This window comes from Colwellia echini (assembly GCF_002843355.2).
Lineage (GTDB): Bacteria > Pseudomonadota > Gammaproteobacteria > Enterobacterales > Alteromonadaceae > Colwellia > Colwellia echini.
On record NZ_PJAI02000002.1, the window covers coordinates 241,041 to 257,547 of the forward strand.

16 protein-coding genes are annotated in these 16,507 nt (G+C 35.7%); 13 read left to right on the top strand and 3 right to left on the bottom strand.

Translation table 11 applies throughout. The features are described 5' to 3' along the window. Nucleotides 1–115: 115 nt before the first annotated feature. From CWS31_RS03560 to CWS31_RS03570, 3 genes are all read left to right on the top strand, one after another. Nucleotides 116–412: a hypothetical protein gene (locus CWS31_RS03560; protein ID WP_101344468.1), complete on the top strand. Its 297-nt coding sequence runs from the start codon at nucleotides 116–118 to the stop codon at nucleotides 410–412. A gap of 471 nt (nucleotides 413–883) precedes the next feature. Beyond that, a complete protein-coding gene (locus CWS31_RS03565) occupies nucleotides 884–2,773 on the top strand; it encodes a glycoside hydrolase family 2 protein (protein ID WP_101344467.1) in 1,890 nt (629 codons plus the stop codon). Nucleotides 2,774–3,094: 321 nt separating this feature from the next. Further along, nucleotides 3,095–3,964, top strand: coding sequence for an MYG1 family protein (locus CWS31_RS03570; RefSeq protein WP_101344466.1), 870 nt, complete (start codon nucleotides 3,095–3,097; stop codon nucleotides 3,962–3,964). Between the two features lie 270 nt (nucleotides 3,965–4,234). Here CWS31_RS03570 and CWS31_RS03575 read toward each other — a convergent pair whose 3' ends face one another. From CWS31_RS03575 to cynS, 3 genes are all read right to left on the bottom strand, one after another. Beyond that, a complete protein-coding gene (locus CWS31_RS03575) occupies nucleotides 4,235–5,938 on the bottom strand; it encodes a bifunctional protein-serine/threonine kinase/phosphatase (RefSeq protein ID WP_101344465.1) in 1,704 nt (567 codons plus the stop codon). 299 nt (nucleotides 5,939–6,237) lie between these two features. Further along, entirely contained in the window at nucleotides 6,238–7,050 is an 813-nt protein-coding gene (locus CWS31_RS03580; protein ID WP_101344464.1) for a formate/nitrite transporter family protein, read from the bottom strand. 265 nt (nucleotides 7,051–7,315) lie between these two features. Beyond that, complete coding sequence (cynS, locus tag CWS31_RS03585; protein WP_101344463.1) at nucleotides 7,316–7,756, bottom strand: cyanase; 441 nt, start codon at nucleotides 7,754–7,756, stop codon at nucleotides 7,316–7,318. Nucleotides 7,757–8,134: 378 nt separating this feature from the next. Between cynS and CWS31_RS03590 the strand changes: the two genes are divergently transcribed. The 10 genes from CWS31_RS03590 (at nucleotide 8,135) to CWS31_RS03635 (ending at nucleotide 16,301) form a co-directional block, all read left to right on the top strand. Then, nucleotides 8,135–10,093, top strand: a complete 1,959-nt coding sequence (locus tag CWS31_RS03590) for a sigma-54 interaction domain-containing protein (RefSeq protein WP_101344462.1) — start codon at nucleotides 8,135–8,137, stop codon at nucleotides 10,091–10,093. Between the two features lie 162 nt (nucleotides 10,094–10,255). After that, nucleotides 10,256–10,723 (top strand): SMI1/KNR4 family protein, encoded by a 468-nt coding sequence (locus CWS31_RS03595; protein ID WP_342780216.1) that lies wholly within the window; start codon nucleotides 10,256–10,258, stop codon nucleotides 10,721–10,723. Nucleotides 10,724–10,730: 7 nt separating this feature from the next. Continuing rightward, on the top strand, nucleotides 10,731–11,093 hold the full coding sequence (locus tag CWS31_RS03600; RefSeq protein ID WP_101344461.1) for a hypothetical protein: 363 nt from the start codon (nucleotides 10,731–10,733) through the stop codon (nucleotides 11,091–11,093). A 67-nt stretch (nucleotides 11,094–11,160) separates the two neighbouring features. Further along, nucleotides 11,161–11,487, top strand: coding sequence for a YkgJ family cysteine cluster protein (locus CWS31_RS03605; protein WP_101344460.1), 327 nt, complete (start codon nucleotides 11,161–11,163; stop codon nucleotides 11,485–11,487). Nucleotides 11,488–11,616: 129 nt separating this feature from the next. After that, on the top strand, nucleotides 11,617–11,937 hold the full coding sequence (locus CWS31_RS03610) for a hypothetical protein (protein ID WP_101344459.1): 321 nt from the start codon (nucleotides 11,617–11,619) through the stop codon (nucleotides 11,935–11,937). An 86-nt stretch (nucleotides 11,938–12,023) separates the two neighbouring features. Further along, entirely contained in the window at nucleotides 12,024–12,290 is a 267-nt protein-coding gene (locus CWS31_RS03615) for a hypothetical protein (protein WP_101344458.1), read from the top strand. A gap of 24 nt (nucleotides 12,291–12,314) precedes the next feature. Next, nucleotides 12,315–12,770, top strand: a complete 456-nt coding sequence (locus CWS31_RS03620; RefSeq protein ID WP_101344457.1) for an SRPBCC family protein — start codon at nucleotides 12,315–12,317, stop codon at nucleotides 12,768–12,770. 178 nt (nucleotides 12,771–12,948) lie between these two features. Next, the gene (locus CWS31_RS03625) at nucleotides 12,949–13,458 is read left to right on the top strand and encodes a TlpA family protein disulfide reductase (RefSeq protein ID WP_246143326.1); all 510 of its coding nucleotides are present in this window, start codon (nucleotides 12,949–12,951) and stop codon (nucleotides 13,456–13,458) included. 112 nt (nucleotides 13,459–13,570) lie between these two features. Next, the gene (locus CWS31_RS03630) at nucleotides 13,571–14,713 is read left to right on the top strand and encodes a M14 family metallopeptidase (protein WP_101344456.1); all 1,143 of its coding nucleotides are present in this window, start codon (nucleotides 13,571–13,573) and stop codon (nucleotides 14,711–14,713) included. A gap of 49 nt (nucleotides 14,714–14,762) precedes the next feature. Continuing rightward, the gene (locus CWS31_RS03635) at nucleotides 14,763–16,301 is read left to right on the top strand and encodes an alanine/glycine:cation symporter family protein (protein ID WP_101344455.1); all 1,539 of its coding nucleotides are present in this window, start codon (nucleotides 14,763–14,765) and stop codon (nucleotides 16,299–16,301) included. The last annotated feature ends 206 nt before the right edge of the window (nucleotides 16,302–16,507 follow it).

Here is a 16,507-nt window from a genome sequence, read left to right on the forward strand (position 1 = left end):
GATTTTAAATCCATGTTAATTAATGGGATTACTAACAATATAGCCTAAAGTCTTATAGACAAAATATTTCGTTTGGTTAAGCTGAAATACCTTGTCACTTAATAAGAATAAAAATATGAAAAGATTAAAAGAAGCACAAGCAGCACTGACATTTATTTATACCGAATATAATAAAGTCACTGACAATCCACTTGCCGATTTAGATATTAATGATGAGGCAGCACTAAAAAAATTATTGAATACGGTCATGAATCGAGAATCGATTGCGCATATGCAGCATAAAAAAGCGCTTAAAGAGAGTTCTGAACTACGAAGTTGTATAGCTGATGTACTGTTATTACTTGATGATTGCGATATTAAAGCAATAAAAGCAAAAATGAAAAAATCAACAGCACTCGCAGAAGAAGAATAAAGCTTGTTAATTAATAGTGTTCAATGTGATTTACTAGCTATGCAACTTGAGTTAAGGGTAAATAAGCTGCTACAACAGCTTTAACCTTGTACCATATCAACATTTTCTATATAGCCAAATATTATCTTCGTTATAAAGCTCCCAATAACCCGTTATTGAGAGCTTTTTTGTTTTTATTAATGGGCACAACCCTCAATAAACCAGTTATCTTATTTTTGTATCGTCTTGACGTAAATTTATCTCTTGGGCAGTACTTGTCTCATTATCTAACCATGATAGCTCATTCTCTTTGAAGCTTGATTTTATTTCACTCATGATGGACGGAGATTTTGCTTGATGATTTACAGTGAGAGTAAAATTAAAAAAATAATAAATATATTTATCAATTAAATAGCATGGACTTTATAGATAATAAAAGTTTCTAAATAGATTAATAAATGCATTTTGATAAAGCTAAAGAGGGAGTTATAAATGAAAATTAAGTTGGTTAGTTTTGCCATTATTTGCCTAGCCTGTTCACCAATAGGTAATACCGAATCATTGAAAAAAACTGAAAAAGAACCCCATTTGTCACAAGCATACAGCTATATTCAAAACCCTGATGCTCGACCAAGCTTAAGCTTAAATGGAGCATGGTCGTATATTATCGACCCATACGAAAACGGTTACTACAATCACCGTTACCAACCGTATGACCAAGGTTACTTTCAAAATAAGCAAATGACATCACCAAGTGATTTAATTGAATATGATTTTTCTACCGCTGAAACCTTACAAGTACCAGGTGATTGGAATACTCAGGCAAAAGAGTTGTTATTCTATGAAGGGACTATTTGGTATCACCGTAATTTTCAATTAAATAAACAATTAAATAAGCGTTACGTTATTAATTTTGGCGCGGTTAACTATGCAGCAATAGTTTATGTAAACGGTAAAAAAGTAGGGCGACATGAAGGTGGATTCACTGGGTTCCAGTTTGATATCAGTGATTATACTAATAACGGTGATAACTTTATTACCGTAAAGGTAGATAATCGACGTGAGAGAGATCAGGTACCTACCGTAAATACAGATTGGTGGAATTATGGTGGTATAACCCGCGAGGTTAGTATTTTAGAATTACCTGATAGTTATATTGCTAATTATCGTCTTCAGTTATCTAAAGCTAATCAGAATCAAATTACTACCGATATTTGGATTGACGGTAAGCTAAAATCTACTTCGGAAAAGCCTGCACTTGTGCAAGTGAGTATTCCAGAGCTTGGCATGAAACAAAATGGATATCCGGATAAAAATGGTAAAGTAAATTTCACCTTTAAGCCAAATACTGATGTAAAAGATGAAAATAGTTTACAACAATGGAGCCCAAAAAATCCTAAGTTATATAGCGTTGAACTTAGCTATAACGGCGAAGTTGTAAACGATAAAGTTGGTTTTAGAACCATTGAAACTAAACAAGATAAAATATTGTTAAATGGTAAACCAATTTTTTTACGTGGTATAAGTATTCATGAAGAGTCACCACTTACGGATGGTCGTGCTTGGAGTGAGGCAGACGCGAGAATATTATTGGGTTGGGCAAAAGAATTAGGCGCTAATTTTGTTCGTTTAGCACATTACCCACATAACGAAACTATGCTCAAAGTCGCAGATGAATTAGGGTTATTGGTTTGGTCTGAAATTCCCGTATACTGGACCGTGATGTTTGACGATGAAATTGTTTATAACAAAGCTGAATCGCAGTTAGTTGAAATGATCCGCCGTGACTTTAACCGTGTTTCAGTGGCTTTATGGTCGGTTGCCAACGAAACTCCGAATAGCGAAAGTAGACTAGCTTTTTTAACTCGTTTAATTGCTAAAGCTAAAACCCTCGATGAGTCTCGATTATTCACTGCTGCGATGGACACACACAGTAGTTCAAGTAATGGTGTTGTGATTGATGATCCATTAATTGAGTTTGTTGATGTTATTGGTATTAACCACTATTGTGGTTGGTATTATTCGGTTGCGGAAAAATGTGCTGAAATTGTGTGGGAAAACCCATATAACAAACCTGTGATGATTAGCGAGTTTGGTGCAGGTGCACTTCAAGGAAAGCACGGTGACAAAGATGACCGCTGGACTGAAGAATATCAAGCCAATGCATATAAATATAATTTACAAATGTTAATGAATATCCCTGGTATTCAGGGAGTAAGTCCTTGGGTATTAAAAGATTTTCGTTCTCCGCGTCGACCTTTAGCCAATATTCAAGACTTTTGGAATAGAAAAGGTTTGTTATCTGAGACAGGTATCAAAAAGCAAGCTTGGTGGGTGTTAAACGACTTTTATGTAAACATGGCAATTAAAAAGGATAAATAACTTAAGTTTGGTAATACAGAAACCCTATAGTTATTAACCATTAATGTTAGCGCTTATATATCAATTAGTAATATTTTTGAATATATAAGCGCTTTATAGATTAATCTGAAAATTCTTTGCTATATCTTTCTTCCCCTATTTATCCTTTAGTTAGCTGTCTTTAATAGCAATCCGCGATATACTGCTATTTCAATAGCGCTAAGCTTTAAATATTACAGTGCAAATTTTTAGTATACTGATTCGGTGTGCTAGTTTAACAACAGTAATTTACTTTTTAGTACTTATCACTCTTCACTTTTACAAAATGGCATGACATACACAATGAATGATCTAACTATAGCAACGCACAACGGTAATTTTCACGCAGACGATGTGTTTAGTATCGCGGCACTTAAGGCCATTTTCCCTAGTTTTACCTTGGTACGCACCCGTAATTTAGACATCATAGGGAAAGCTGACATTGTGATCGATGTTGGTGGCATATACGACGCCGATGCCGGACGTTTTGATCATCATCAACGCGGCGGAGCAGGTCAACGTGAAAATGGTATTCCTTATTCATCCTTTGGTTTAATTTGGCAAAAGTATGGCTTACAAATTTGTAAAGACAATCAAGAGGTTGCTAACTCTGTTGATGCTGGTTTAGTTTCTATTATTGATGCGATAGATTGCGGCCATGTAGAGGGGGTTTCAAAAGGGATTTCTCTTAGCCAAACCATTTCAATGTTTAACCCAACATGGCAAGAAGAAAGTAACTATGATGCTTGTTTTGACGAAGCGGTTGAGTTTGCATCACGAGTGTTAACACGTTTTATTGCCTCGGCAACAGGTGGTATCAGCGCTAAAGTAATTGTTGCAGAAGCAATCGAGAAAGCGGCCGATCCAAGAGTGATTGTTTTAGAAAAATACACACCGTGGAAAAGAACAGTACATGCGCTATCAACAGAAGCGTTATATATGGTTTACCCATCAGAAACAGGACAATGGCGCATTCAAACAGTACCAGTAGAGCCAGGCTCATTTGAAGATAGAAAATCGCTACCAGCGCCATGGGCAGGTTTATCTGATAATGAATTGAAAGATGTTACAGGTCTTGCTGATGCAATGTTTTGCCATAATGGTTTATTTATTGCGGGTGCCGAGTCTTATGAAAGTACCATGAAAATGGCTGAAATGGCGCTTGAAGCATAAATATCAGCTAATAACTTGATAGGTATCTTTAACTTAGTTTATTAATTTGAATAATTCTATTTAAAGGCGATTGATTTGTAATTTCAACGGCTATTGTTAATAAGATACAAAAAGTTAAATATAAAAGCTTGTGATGCTTAATGCCTCACAAGCTTTTTTGTAATATCAAATTCCATTAATTAGATGATCTATTTTAACTATTTTAAATGGTCACATAGTTAATTGGCTTGGTATAATTGCTGTTTCAATAATTGCTTAGCTATTATCAAGCTAGACGCTTTGTATAACTAACAAAATAAAAAGAATTACGCTAATAGATTGCCAAAACATCACAGGATCACGTTGAATTAACGGTGGCTTTGTTTTCGCCAAAAACGCTTTATTTGGCTCTCGTAAATCTTGCATAAATTCAGACAACACCAGTTGACGTTTTAGTGGATCAATTTTTAGCGCTTTTTCTAAACTGTCATCTATCCAACGTGGTAGTTCAGAATCATCATTAATAATTGATTTATACTTTAATTTACGTTGTGCTGAAACACTGTTAGCTTGAGCTATTTCACTACCATAAGGAAATTTACCCGATAACATTTGGTAGGTGATTACCGCTAATGAGTATATATCAGATTGCGTGGTACCTAATTGCCCTAAAAAATATTCAGGGGCTGAATAACGTATAGTTCCGCGCATAATTTCTTCTGTATCAACATCAGTAACACCGGCAATGAAGGTAGAGCCAAAGTCTATAATTTTTACCGTGCCAGTCGTATCAATCATGATGTTAGCAGGCCGTAAGTCTTGGTGAATCATTTCTTGGCGGTGAAATGCTTGTAAACCTTTCACTGTTTGCTCAATTATATTTCTAACTTGCTCTAGTTTGGGTTTTGGGTTGTCTATCATCCATTGGTTCAATGAAATACCGTCAATAAACTCAGTTACTAAATATAAAAAATTTCGTTTTCGTTTTGGCACAATGGCTTTAGCAACATGTGGATTATTAATGCGTTTAGCAATCCATTCTTCAAGCATGAATCGCTCAAGGTATTGACTATCATTTCTTAATTCGGTTGACGGGGTTTTAATTACCACTGTTTGTTTTGATTCACTATCAAGCGCTAAAAATACATGACTGCGACTACTGATATAAATTTCACGGAGAATTTCATAGCCGTCAAATTGCATACGTGGTGTTAACCTTGGTGGTAAGGGGAGCATAGTTAATTGATGCACTTCATCTAGCTGATATTCGGGGACGTTATCAATACGTACAATTTGAATGCTTAAATTATCATTACTTCCTTGTGCAAGTGCTTGTTTAATTATCGCCTCTGCTGCGGTATCAAGGGTGTCATTATCAGCAATAGCCTTGGTGATATCTTGTGCCTTTAAAAACTCGTAAACCCCATCGGTGGCAATAATATAGACATCACCTTGTTCAAGTATTTCATTTTGATAATCAATCTCAAGAGTTTGGTCTATACCTAAAGCACGTGTTAAATAGCTTAACTCCGCAGAAATAACCCGTCGGTGATCCACGGTTAGTTGTTCTAATTGTTTGCCAGATAAGCGATAAATTCGCGTATCGCCAGAATGAAAGAGGTGAGCGGTATTTGATTTTAAAACTAAGGCGCTAAAGGTACAAATATAGCCACGGTCTTTATCAAATCGATATGGGCTATTTTTGGTTTGGGCAAATAACCAAGAGTTGATTGATCGGATAACTTTTTGTGCTGAAGTTTTTACCGACCATGAATCAGAGGTGCAATAATAGTCTTCTAAAAAGCTTGAAATAGCGGTTTCACTGGCTATTTGGCTTACGTTACTTGAACTAATACCATCAGCCATTGCAAGAACAATTCCTTTACTACTAAGCATTGGCTCTTTTGGAATAATACTACCAAGAAAATCTTGATTAAGCTCTTTTACACCTTTGTTGGTTGCGCTGCCAATACTTACAGCTAATGGTTTACTCATAACTCAATTCCTGTGTTATTAAACCGAGGGATATAGTGGTTAGAAATCTGATCTAAATTAGCATTTTAACGCTGCTAGCGCTTAATTTCTTATAACTATGCCATTATGGGAAAATTACAAAAAATTAAGCGGTAACAGGTTACTAAACAATCTCTTATAAAATATCTTATAAAAATACTTAATAAATAATACCAATATAAACTACTTAAAACCAAAAAGTCTTCGCAACCTAAATTACGAAGACTTTTACGGTTAATCGTTTATCGTCGATAAATGAATTTTACCAATTAAGTTAATGATTAACCAAGCTTTCTATTAGGTGAGGTTCTTACGTGAGTTAAGTACAGCGGTAAACCAACTAATAATAAACCACCGGCAAGGTTACCTAATACAGTAGGAATTTCATTCCATAATAAGTAATCATATACAGTGAAGTCACCACCCATGATCATAGAGAATGGGAATAAAAACATGTTAACGATTGAATGTTCAAAGCCCATGAAGAAGAACAACATTACAGGCATCCACATGGCAGCCATTTTAGCACCAGCAGAAGTTGAAATCATTGCACCAACAACACCCATTGATACCATCCAGTTACATAACATGCCACGAATGAAAATAGTTAACCAACCACCTAAACCATGCTCTTGATAGCCAACGGTTCTTGATTCACCAATATGTGCAACTTTTGCAGCAAGAGCTCCACCATCAGTTGAGTAACCATAGGTTAAAATAAAGGACATAAAAAACGCTGTTAACATTGCACCAGCAAAGTTACCAACGAATACTAATCCCCAGTTGCGCATTACGCCGCCAAAAGTAACACCGGGACGTTTATCTAATAATGCCAGTGGTACTAATGTAAATACACCCGTAAGTAAATCAAACTTCATCAAATAGAGCATGATAAAGCCAACAGGGAAAAGGCAAGCACCTAAAATTGGGCTACCAGTTTTCATTGCTACTGTTATTGCGAAAACGGCAGCCAATCCTAATATTGCACCTGCCATAATGGCACGAATAAGGGTGTCTTTAGTAGACATGTAAACTTTTTGTTCACCGGCGTCTACCATCTTGGTTACAAATTCACTCGGTTCTATATAAGCCATATGGATCTCACTCTTTTATTGATGGATATGTTGTTTAATATGTTGTTATAAGTGTTAATGGGGTAATTATTTTTATACTAATTGTCTATACTACCTATAGTCAGCAAATAAAATGCCAACAAAGCAAGCGGTTGATTTTAATGAATTAATTCAAATTTCGGTTGTTTTTTTAGTAACTTTGTAAACTAAGCGCACAATGGTAATCATTATGTTGCACCAAAAAGGAACAAAGTAGTTAACTTTATGAATTAAAGTAATTATTTAATTACCAAGTTGCATAAGGCAAAAACTTACCATTTAAAGTTAATATAACCCGATCACCTTTAGGGTTTTCTTCTTTATCTACCTCCATTGAAAAGTCAATTGCGCTCATAATGCCATCGCCAAATTTTTCTTGAATCACTTCTTTTAGCGTATCACCATAAACACCAACAACTTCATATAGACGGTAAACTAATGGGTCTTGTGGAATTGCTTTATCCCATTCTTTAATAGGAAACTCCATTAATGCTTGCTTTGATTCTAATGGTAAACCAAGGTAGCTAATTATTTTATCAGCTTCAGCCTCTGGAAAACTGTTCATGCCAAGACAAGCCGAAGTTGTCCATACAACAGACTTACCAATGCCGTCTGCTATTTCTTGCCATTTTAGTGATTTTTCATTTTTGATAATAAAAATTGCTTCTGTTACATCAAGTTTGTTCATGTGAATTCCTTACGGGTTAATATTATAAAATTGTGTTGATAAAAACGTTTGCTAATTGTTGGTGCTAAATCGTAAATAGTCGTGTGAAAACAGTGCAAAGTTGTTTAAACAGATAGTATTTACAGTAAAAATAACAATCGCAAAATTAATATTTTTACTTATCGTTATTACTAATAGCTATTATCGTGCCAAATATTGGGTTGTGTTTAACCTATTGTTTTTTGTGGTGTTTGTTGCAATTTTTAAAGGTTTGTGACTTTCTGCCTTGCAACGATATTTCGTTATCAACGAAGGTCCGTTGTTACTTAGCACGAGTTTTCGTTGTTTGGCTTGAAAATTGTATATAGCAATAGATAAGTAAAGTAGCGGAGACCGTTTATGAAAGCGCACTTATTTTTAAATGCACCTAAAGCATTGTTATATATCGACCCATTTACTAACCAAATTTTAGAATTTAACAACAAGGCCTCGGCATTATTTGCTATCGACTTAACGTTGAAAAAAGCACCTAAACTAACTTGCTTAACCGCAACGAAAATTTTTAATGGCTGTTTAGATAAACTTATCCACTTTACTCAGCAAGTACTAGAGCAGGGCGAAGCTTGGTCAAATGATTTATTTATTATAGTTAACGGTGACAAGGTATATTTAGACATTACCGCTAGCGTCGTTGACAATAAATTATTGTTTTCTTGTCAAGATGCAAAACTTACTTACAGCCGTTATCACCAAGCAATAGCGCAAGCTCAATATCAGGCGGGTATAGTACACTGGAATGCCAATGAAACAATTTTTGAAGAAATTGAGCGACAAAACCAATTGTTACTTAGTGCGGTAGGTGATGGTATTTATGGCGTTGATGTTAATGGCAATACAACTTTTGTGAATAAAGCAGCTGAGCATATTTTAGGTTGGACTAAAGCTGAGCTGGTTGGTAAAAACATTCATGATGTTATTCACCATTCTCATGAGAATGGTGAACATTATAAAGATGTTGAATGTCCTATTTATGCTGCGTTTAAAGACGGAGAAATTCATAGTGTTGATGATGAAGTCTTTTGGAAAAAAGATGGAATACCAGTAGCTGTAGAATATAAAAGTACACCAGTCACTGAAAATGGTTTATTAATCGGTGCTGTAGTCATCTTTAGAGATATTACCGAGCGTAAAAATATTCAAGGCAAGTTGCTTAATGCAATAAAAGAAATAGATACACTTAAACACCGTTTAGAAATGGATAACGCTTATTTACTTGAAGAGCTAAATGCAGACTTTAATCATCACCAAATAATTGGACAAAGCATTAACGTTCAACAGATGGTTAATCGAATAGAACTTGTTGGCGCGACTAACGCTAATGTATTGATAACTGGCGAATCAGGTACTGGTAAAGAACTTATTGCAAGAGCTATCCATGAAGTTAGTGAGCGAAAAGCTCGGCCTTTAATTCGTGTTAACTGCGCAGCTATTCCTGCTGAGTTATTTGAAAGTGAATTTTTTGGTCATGTTAAAGGTGCCTTTTCGGGGGCCGTAGCTGACAGAGTAGGTCGGTTTGAATTGGCTGATGGTGCAACTATATTTTTAGACGAAGTGGGTGAAATACCTATACAGTTGCAAGGTAAATTATTAAGGGTGTTACAAGAACAACAATTTGAACGTGTAGGGGAATCTAAAACCCGACATGTTGATGTTAGGGTAATTTCTGCGACTAATCAAAACTTGCAGAGCTTAGTTCGCCAACAAAAGTTTAGGGAAGATCTCTATTTTAGGCTTAATGTATTTCCTATTCATTCACCGGCATTACGAGAGCGAGCAGAAGATATTCCTTTACTCGCGAAGCATTTTATAGACAAAGTGTGTGTTAGTTTGAATAGACCACAACCTCATGTGTCATTAGCGCAAATGCAATTTTTGACACAGTATGATTGGCCAGGAAATATTCGAGAGCTGGAAAATATTATTGAGCGGCAAATCATTTTAGCGAAGAGTAATAAAATAAGTTTTACCTTTTTAGCTAAAGAAAGCTTAAAAAATAAGAGTTACGCGAACAAGACCTTTACTGATGATTTGTTCTCAGATGCACCAATCTCACACGATAGATTAGAAGACCAGTCCATAAGTCACGACCATTTTTTAAAAACAACAATAGTGCCACCACTTATGAGTGCTAGCGCACATAAATTACTAGAGAAAGCTAATGTTGAAAATGCACTTAGGCAGTGTAAGGGTAAAATTTATGGTGAAGATGGCGCCGCTGAAATATTAGGCTTAAAACCAACAACCTTGTCATCAAGGCTAAAGAAATATGGCTTGAATAAAAATGATTATATTAATTAGTTAAAATTATTCACGTAAAATAGTTCACGTAAAATAATAAAGCACACACGTTACTATAGATATGATGATATTATTAGCTCCTAGGGCTTGGCTTCATTTATAAGCACAAATTTACCGTTCTTTTTAAGTGAGAGTACAAGTAGAGAGTTATAATTGAAAACAATGAGTAGTATTAATATGAATAGCATTGATGCCTTTGTTAATAATTGGGCAACCAAACAAGCTATGGTGCCAATTTCTTCACAAGATATAACCGCACTCGAAGAAAATTTATCGGCATACTTACCAGAGTCCTATAAATACTTAATTACAACCTACGGTTTAGTTCATACCCCAAACGTTTTAACTAAAATCTGTGATTTAAATGTCGCCATCTCTGAAGTACAAGATTTTTTAAGTCTTGATGATGTGTTTTCATTATCTAACTTGTATGAAATGAGTGGTATGCCCAAAGGTCATATTTTATTTGCCTCAGACTGTAAGGGAAATATGTTCTGTTTTAAACGTATTGATTGTGAACAACAGCAACATGACGTAGCAGTTTGGTTTTATAATCACGATTTAGCTATAGTTAAACAAGTTTCAACTTCTTTTATCGGCTGGCTAGAACAGTTTAATAAATTATCATAAGGCTAATATGACAACAGTTAATGTAACGAGTGACATAACAAATGCTCCAATGGTAGATGCCAAGATAAGCTTTCGTTTTCTTGCTCTTGATAAATTTCAAGCTTACTCAATGGTGCGTGAAATCATCGGCTCTAGCCACGCAGAAAATACTGACACAAAACGTTATGTTTGTTGCGTGCCGTTATCAGTAAAAAATTTTGAAGACATTAATGATTATTTCATCAGACAAAGAATAGCCATAACAGACTGTGATATTTTAGTTTCAGTGAGTGCAAGCGTAAATAATGGTATTGTCGATATTCCAGCCATAGTAAACCGCATGCTTAAGTACATTGACTGTAAATTAACTTTTGCTTATACCGTAAGCTGATTTAGCGTATCCTATCGATAATTAACACCATCGTTGCCAATATTGTCCTATCTATGATTATTTACGCATGACTATTGAAGTAAAAAACATACCTATTTCTGAACCAAACTCTGATCAAAACTCTGATCAAATTACGGAAATTACCTGCGCAAACTGCGAAGCTTGTTGTTGTAGTTTAGAGGTGATGCTTCTAACCGATACCGGAGTACCAGATAAACATGTTTATGTTGATCGTCACGGTAAAGAAACCATGTTGCGTTTCGATGATGGTTGGTGCTCAGCTTTAGACCGAGATACCTTAATGTGTACCATATATGACAACAGACCTTGGGTATGTCGAATATTTGAAATGGGTTCACCTGAATGTATAGAAGAGCGCGAAGAAAAGATGTAGTTATTTATGTTTTTCATTCAACCTCACTTCTCTGTTCATTTTCTACTATGTACATTTATTAGCATGTATAATAAAGCAATAAACGCTATTGCTAACAACCACCTCGTAAACTAAAAGAGTTAAACCCCTATGATATTAAACCCATATACAGATACTGCAGAATTAATTGCAGCTTTAGAAAGTCAAATAGCAGTATTAAGTGAAAAAATAACCACCTTAAAAAAAGAGCCACAAAGCTTTAACGAGCAAGTGATCTTTAAATACATCGACACAGCAAGTACTGGTAAAACAAAAGATTTCGTAAGATCTTTAGGCGTAAAGTCAGAACGTGGTTCATTATTTTCATCAGGTGATGTAAGTAAATTAATAAAATCAGGGGCCGATGATATATCGCCTGAATTACTCGCTATTGCACGTGAAGTTGTAAATTTGAAAAACAAAAAACGATAAGTTTCTTGATTGTTCAAAGTTAATATCTATATGCTTGGTAGCTCTAGTTTTAGCTACCAAGTTCTCATATTTAAGGTCTACATTTTATGAATAAAACAGCGTTACCGACACTCATTGGCGCTTTTACTAGTTTGCTCGCCATTTGGGTTTTACATACCCTGTTAATGGTTAATGATTGTGTAGATCAAGGCGGCAAATTTGAGCATTCTACAGGTAAATGTTTACTTGAAAATGGGCAAATTTATGATTCAGGTATTGCAGAGTATGCGTTAGCGTTATATTTTGTTGTTGGTTTTTCAGTGTCATTTTTTGTAGCAAAATTAGTAAGAAAACTGTTAAATATTCGAAGATAAGCTAAATTCTCAATAAGGATCATTATGAATTTTTCAGTCGAAACAACCATCAATAGACCTGTTAACGAAGTGTGGGCGGCAATAACAGATATTGCCAACAGTGCAAATATGATTAGCGCTATTATAGACTTGACCGTTCTTAAACAGGGCGATGATGACTTAATAGGATTCAAATGGTCTGAAACTCGAGAGATGTTTGGCAAAGAAGCTACTGAAACCATGTGGATCACTGACTGCGAACATGAGCAGTATTATTGTACTCGAGCGGAAAACTGCGGAGCAATTTATTTAACAACCATGTCGGTGACCGGTGTTGAAGATCAATGTGTATTGACTATGACTTTTACCGGTACGGCCGATTCAATTTTTATTCGTGCTATGTCAAACATTATGGGTTTTTTCATGAAAAATTCGATGACTAAAATGTTAAAGCAAGATCTACAAGATATTAAAACGTTTGTAGAAAATAAGCAGAAATAGTCACATATTATGTCTGGTTTGCGCTACCTTCATCCTATCTTCGTTGTAATCATTTCAAAATAAAACACTGGCTATAATAAATAAATTTAAGAAGTTAAATAGCCCTTGTCAGGTCTTTATAATTATCCCAGCTTAAGCTATGCGTATAATCTGAAGCTTTAATTATTAGGAATTTATCGTGTTACGAAGAATTATCATACAAGTTGTTATTTTTATTATTGCTTTCCAACTGATCTCTTTTTTAAGAGAAACCAGTATGTTATCAACTGATACACCATTAAACGACATCATTACATCACAACAAAAAGTTAACATTGATAACATTCCAACTTTAATGGGGGAAACTGTGTCGTTAAACGCGCAGGGTAAAACTACTATTTTATACTTCTTTGCACCTTGGTGTCAGGTGTGTCACGCCAGTATTGGTAATCTACAAGCTTTGTATGAAAAAAATGAGCATATTAATGTGGTTGCTATCGCAATGGATTACAGTAGAACAGCAGAGGTAATGAAATTTACCAGTAAACACCATTTAACATTTCCTGTGGCGTTAGGTAACGAAATAATTAAACACGCATTTGAAGTTACGGGTTATCCAAGTTATTACGTGGTGGATAAGGAAAATGTTATTGTTGCCAAGTCTATGGGGTATTCATCAGAATTGGGCTTATATCTTCGTACTTTATAGCCCGATTAACGCTGATATTTATAGTTTTTTATTAATTACCATATAGTGATCCGTGAACAGTTTGTGTACACTGTGAATTACATCAATTAATCAAAAATAAGAAATATTTAAGATGCAAATTACGGACAATTTTGACAGCGGCAATATTCGCGTTATCAATGCGACGGACGCAAGCAATATTCAATTAGAAATAAAACATGATAATCAATCAGAGTTTTATCAATGGTTTCACTTTAAACTACAAACCGAATTAAATGCTAATGGCGAGCGCCAAGAGCATGTTTTACACCTAAACAACGTTAAAAATTCAGCTTTTCCTGGTGGTTGGAATAATTATCAAGCGGTAGCATCGTATGATCGTGAGCATTGGTTTCGTGTTCCTACACAATATGATGGGGAAAAAGTCACGATTAGCTTTACCCCTGAATTTGATTCTGTTTATTTAGCTTATTTCGCCCCATACAGTTATGAACGTCATCAAGACTTAATTCATAATGCGCAACTTCACCCGCTATGTCAGCTTCAAGTTTTAGGGCAATCAATAGATGGGCGTGATATGAGTCTATTAACTATTGGCGAGCCTAGTGAAGGTAAACCTAATATTTGGATAACAGCCCGACAACATCCCGGTGAAACCATGGCAGAGTGGTTTGTTGAAGGCCTACTTGACCGGTTATTAGATGAAGATGATGGTTTAGCCCGAGTATTATTAAATAAAGCCGTCTTTTATATCGTACCAAATATGAATCCTGATGGCAGTGTTCGAGGTCATCTTCGTACTAACGCAGTAGGCGCTAATTTGAACCGTGAATGGCTAGAGCCAACAATGGATCGTAGCCCTGAAGTTTATCTAGTACGCGAGAAAATGTTAGAAGTTGGCGTAGATATGTTTCTTGATGCGCATGGCGATGAAACTATACCTGCAAATTTTGTTGCAGGTTGTGAAGGTATCGTTGCTTACGATGCCCGTCACAAGGCATTAGAAGATAAATTTAAAGATATTATGCTTGTTATAACGCCAGAATTTCAAGACACACTCGGATACGCAAAAAATGAACCGGGCAAAGCTAACCCAACCGTTGGTACGAATTGGGTAGGTAACCAGTTTAAGTGTTTAGCTTATACGATTGAAATGCCGTTTAAAGACAATGATTTCTTACCTGATGCTAGTGTTGGTTGGTCTGATGAACGCAGCCGTATACTCGGACGAGATTTTTTAACGGGTATTTATCACATGGTTGATGATTTACGTTAAGCATTTAATATAAAAAATAATCATAATGAAATAACATTAGGAGCAAACCTTGCAAGATTTTGTCGATAGTATTAACGCTATTATTTGGAGCCCAGCACTTATTTATTTGTGTTTAGGTGCAGGATTATTTTTCACTGTAGTTACCCGTGGCGTACAAATACGTCACTTTAGTGAAATGTGGCGTTTATTATTGTCAGGTAAAAGCTCAGAGCAAGGTTTATCTTCTTTTCAAGCCTTGAGTATTTCACTTTCTGGGCGTGTAGGCGCTGGTAATATTGCAGGTGTTGCTACAGCAATAGGCTTTGGAGGTCCTGGTGCTGTATTTTGGATGTGGGTAGTCGCCTTTTTTGGCGCCGCTACCGCTTATATTGAATCAACCAATGCACAAATATATAAAGAAGAAACTGATGGTTTTTATCGTGGCGGTCCTGCTTACTACATAGAGAAAGCTATGGGGCAAAAATGGTACGCATGGATATTTGCTATTGCAACCATTATTGCCTGCGGAATAATGCTGCCAATGGTGCAGTCAAACGGTCTTGGTGAAGCAATCGTTTTGGTATTTGGTCGTGGCGATATTCTTGAAACATCTCTCGGTAATTTAAGTACCGTTAAAATCTATACTGCAACAGGCATTGTATTATTACTTGGTTTTATTATTTTTGGTGGTGTTAAGCGTATAGCTACATTCGCTCAAGTTATCGTTCCTTTTATGGCACTGGGATATATTTTAGTGTCACTTGTGATTATTGGTTTACATATACACCGACTGCCTGAAATATTTATGATGATTATAAATGATGCGTTCACGCCGATGGCAGGAGTTGGTGCAGCAATAGGTTGGGGTGTAAAACGTGGGGTTTACTCTAACGAAGCAGGGCAAGGCACAGGTCCTCATGCAGCAGCAGCTGCTGAAGTTGAACATCCGGCTCAACAAGGTTTAGTTCAAGCATTTTCAGTTTATATCGATACTTTATTTATTTGCTCGGCTACAGCATTTATGATTTTAATTACTGGTGCGTATAATGTGCATGGAGCGGGTGACGTATTTCTAGTTCAAAATGTTGCGGCTGATGTTGTAGCTAATGGTCCCGCTTTTACGCAGCTAGCCGTTGAAAGTGTGTTTAGTGGTTTAGGCAAGCCTTTTGTTGCTATTGCCTTATTCTTTTTTGTTTTCACAACTATCTTGGCATACTACTTTATTGCTGAAAGTAATATTTACTATATTCGTAGAACCTTCAAGATACCAGGTTTAGTTTTAGCCTTAAAAATAGCTATTGTCAGCGCTACTTTTTACGGGACGGTAAAAGCAGCTGATTTAGCTTGGGGTATGGGAGACATTGGTGTTGGCGTAATGGCCTGGCTAAATATCATAGGTATTATCATTATCTTTTTCATGGCAAAACCTGCTATTAAAGCCCTTAGAGATTATGAATCGCAACAAAAATCAGGAGTTAAAAAATTTACGTTTGATCCCAAATCACTCAACATTAACAATGCAGACTTTTGGGATAATCGCATTGCCAATGAAAAGAGATCATTAGCTGTAAACAGCAAAGAGAAGAGTCAATCTAAAGCAGAAAGCTAGAATTAAATAACACTCATAAAGTAAATTATGCATTTAACTTAATTGTATAATTATGCTCACAGTGACTAGTGAAATAGCCAATAAGGTCAGGTATACTATGCGATATTTACAGTTAGCTTCTTTAAGAGCTTGGTATTGCTATGACGTTTAGCTTATTGTCCTGAATTAATAGTTAACCTGAGTTCGAGATAAGCAAATGCTACAAC

What these genes read in the sequence shown, in the direction of transcription:
- CWS31_RS03590 (WP_101344462.1), top strand. Translation starts at nt 8,135, where the DNA reads ATGAAAGCGCACTTATTTTTAAATGCACCTAAAGCATTGTTATATATC.
- CWS31_RS03560 (WP_101344468.1), top strand. Translation starts at nt 116, where the DNA reads ATGAAAAGATTAAAAGAAGCACAAGCAGCACTGACATTTATTTATACC.
- CWS31_RS03630 (WP_101344456.1), top strand. Translation starts at nt 13,571, where the DNA reads ATGCAAATTACGGACAATTTTGACAGCGGCAATATTCGCGTTATCAAT.
- CWS31_RS03580 (WP_101344464.1), bottom strand. Translation starts at nt 7,050, where the DNA reads ATGGCTTATATAGAACCGAGTGAATTTGTAACCAAGATGGTAGACGCC.
- CWS31_RS03605 (WP_101344460.1), top strand. Translation starts at nt 11,161, where the DNA reads ATGACTATTGAAGTAAAAAACATACCTATTTCTGAACCAAACTCTGAT.
- CWS31_RS03615 (WP_101344458.1), top strand. Translation starts at nt 12,024, where the DNA reads ATGAATAAAACAGCGTTACCGACACTCATTGGCGCTTTTACTAGTTTG.
- CWS31_RS03575 (WP_101344465.1), bottom strand. Translation starts at nt 5,938, where the DNA reads ATGAGTAAACCATTAGCTGTAAGTATTGGCAGCGCAACCAACAAAGGT.
- CWS31_RS03570 (WP_101344466.1), top strand. Translation starts at nt 3,095, where the DNA reads ATGAATGATCTAACTATAGCAACGCACAACGGTAATTTTCACGCAGAC.
- CWS31_RS03620 (WP_101344457.1), top strand. Translation starts at nt 12,315, where the DNA reads ATGAATTTTTCAGTCGAAACAACCATCAATAGACCTGTTAACGAAGTG.
- CWS31_RS03610 (WP_101344459.1), top strand. Translation starts at nt 11,617, where the DNA reads ATGATATTAAACCCATATACAGATACTGCAGAATTAATTGCAGCTTTA.
- CWS31_RS03565 (WP_101344467.1), top strand. Translation starts at nt 884, where the DNA reads ATGAAAATTAAGTTGGTTAGTTTTGCCATTATTTGCCTAGCCTGTTCA.
- CWS31_RS03595 (WP_342780216.1), top strand. Translation starts at nt 10,256, where the DNA reads ATGAGTAGTATTAATATGAATAGCATTGATGCCTTTGTTAATAATTGG.
- cynS (WP_101344463.1), bottom strand. Translation starts at nt 7,756, where the DNA reads ATGAACAAACTTGATGTAACAGAAGCAATTTTTATTATCAAAAATGAA.
- CWS31_RS03600 (WP_101344461.1), top strand. Translation starts at nt 10,731, where the DNA reads ATGACAACAGTTAATGTAACGAGTGACATAACAAATGCTCCAATGGTA.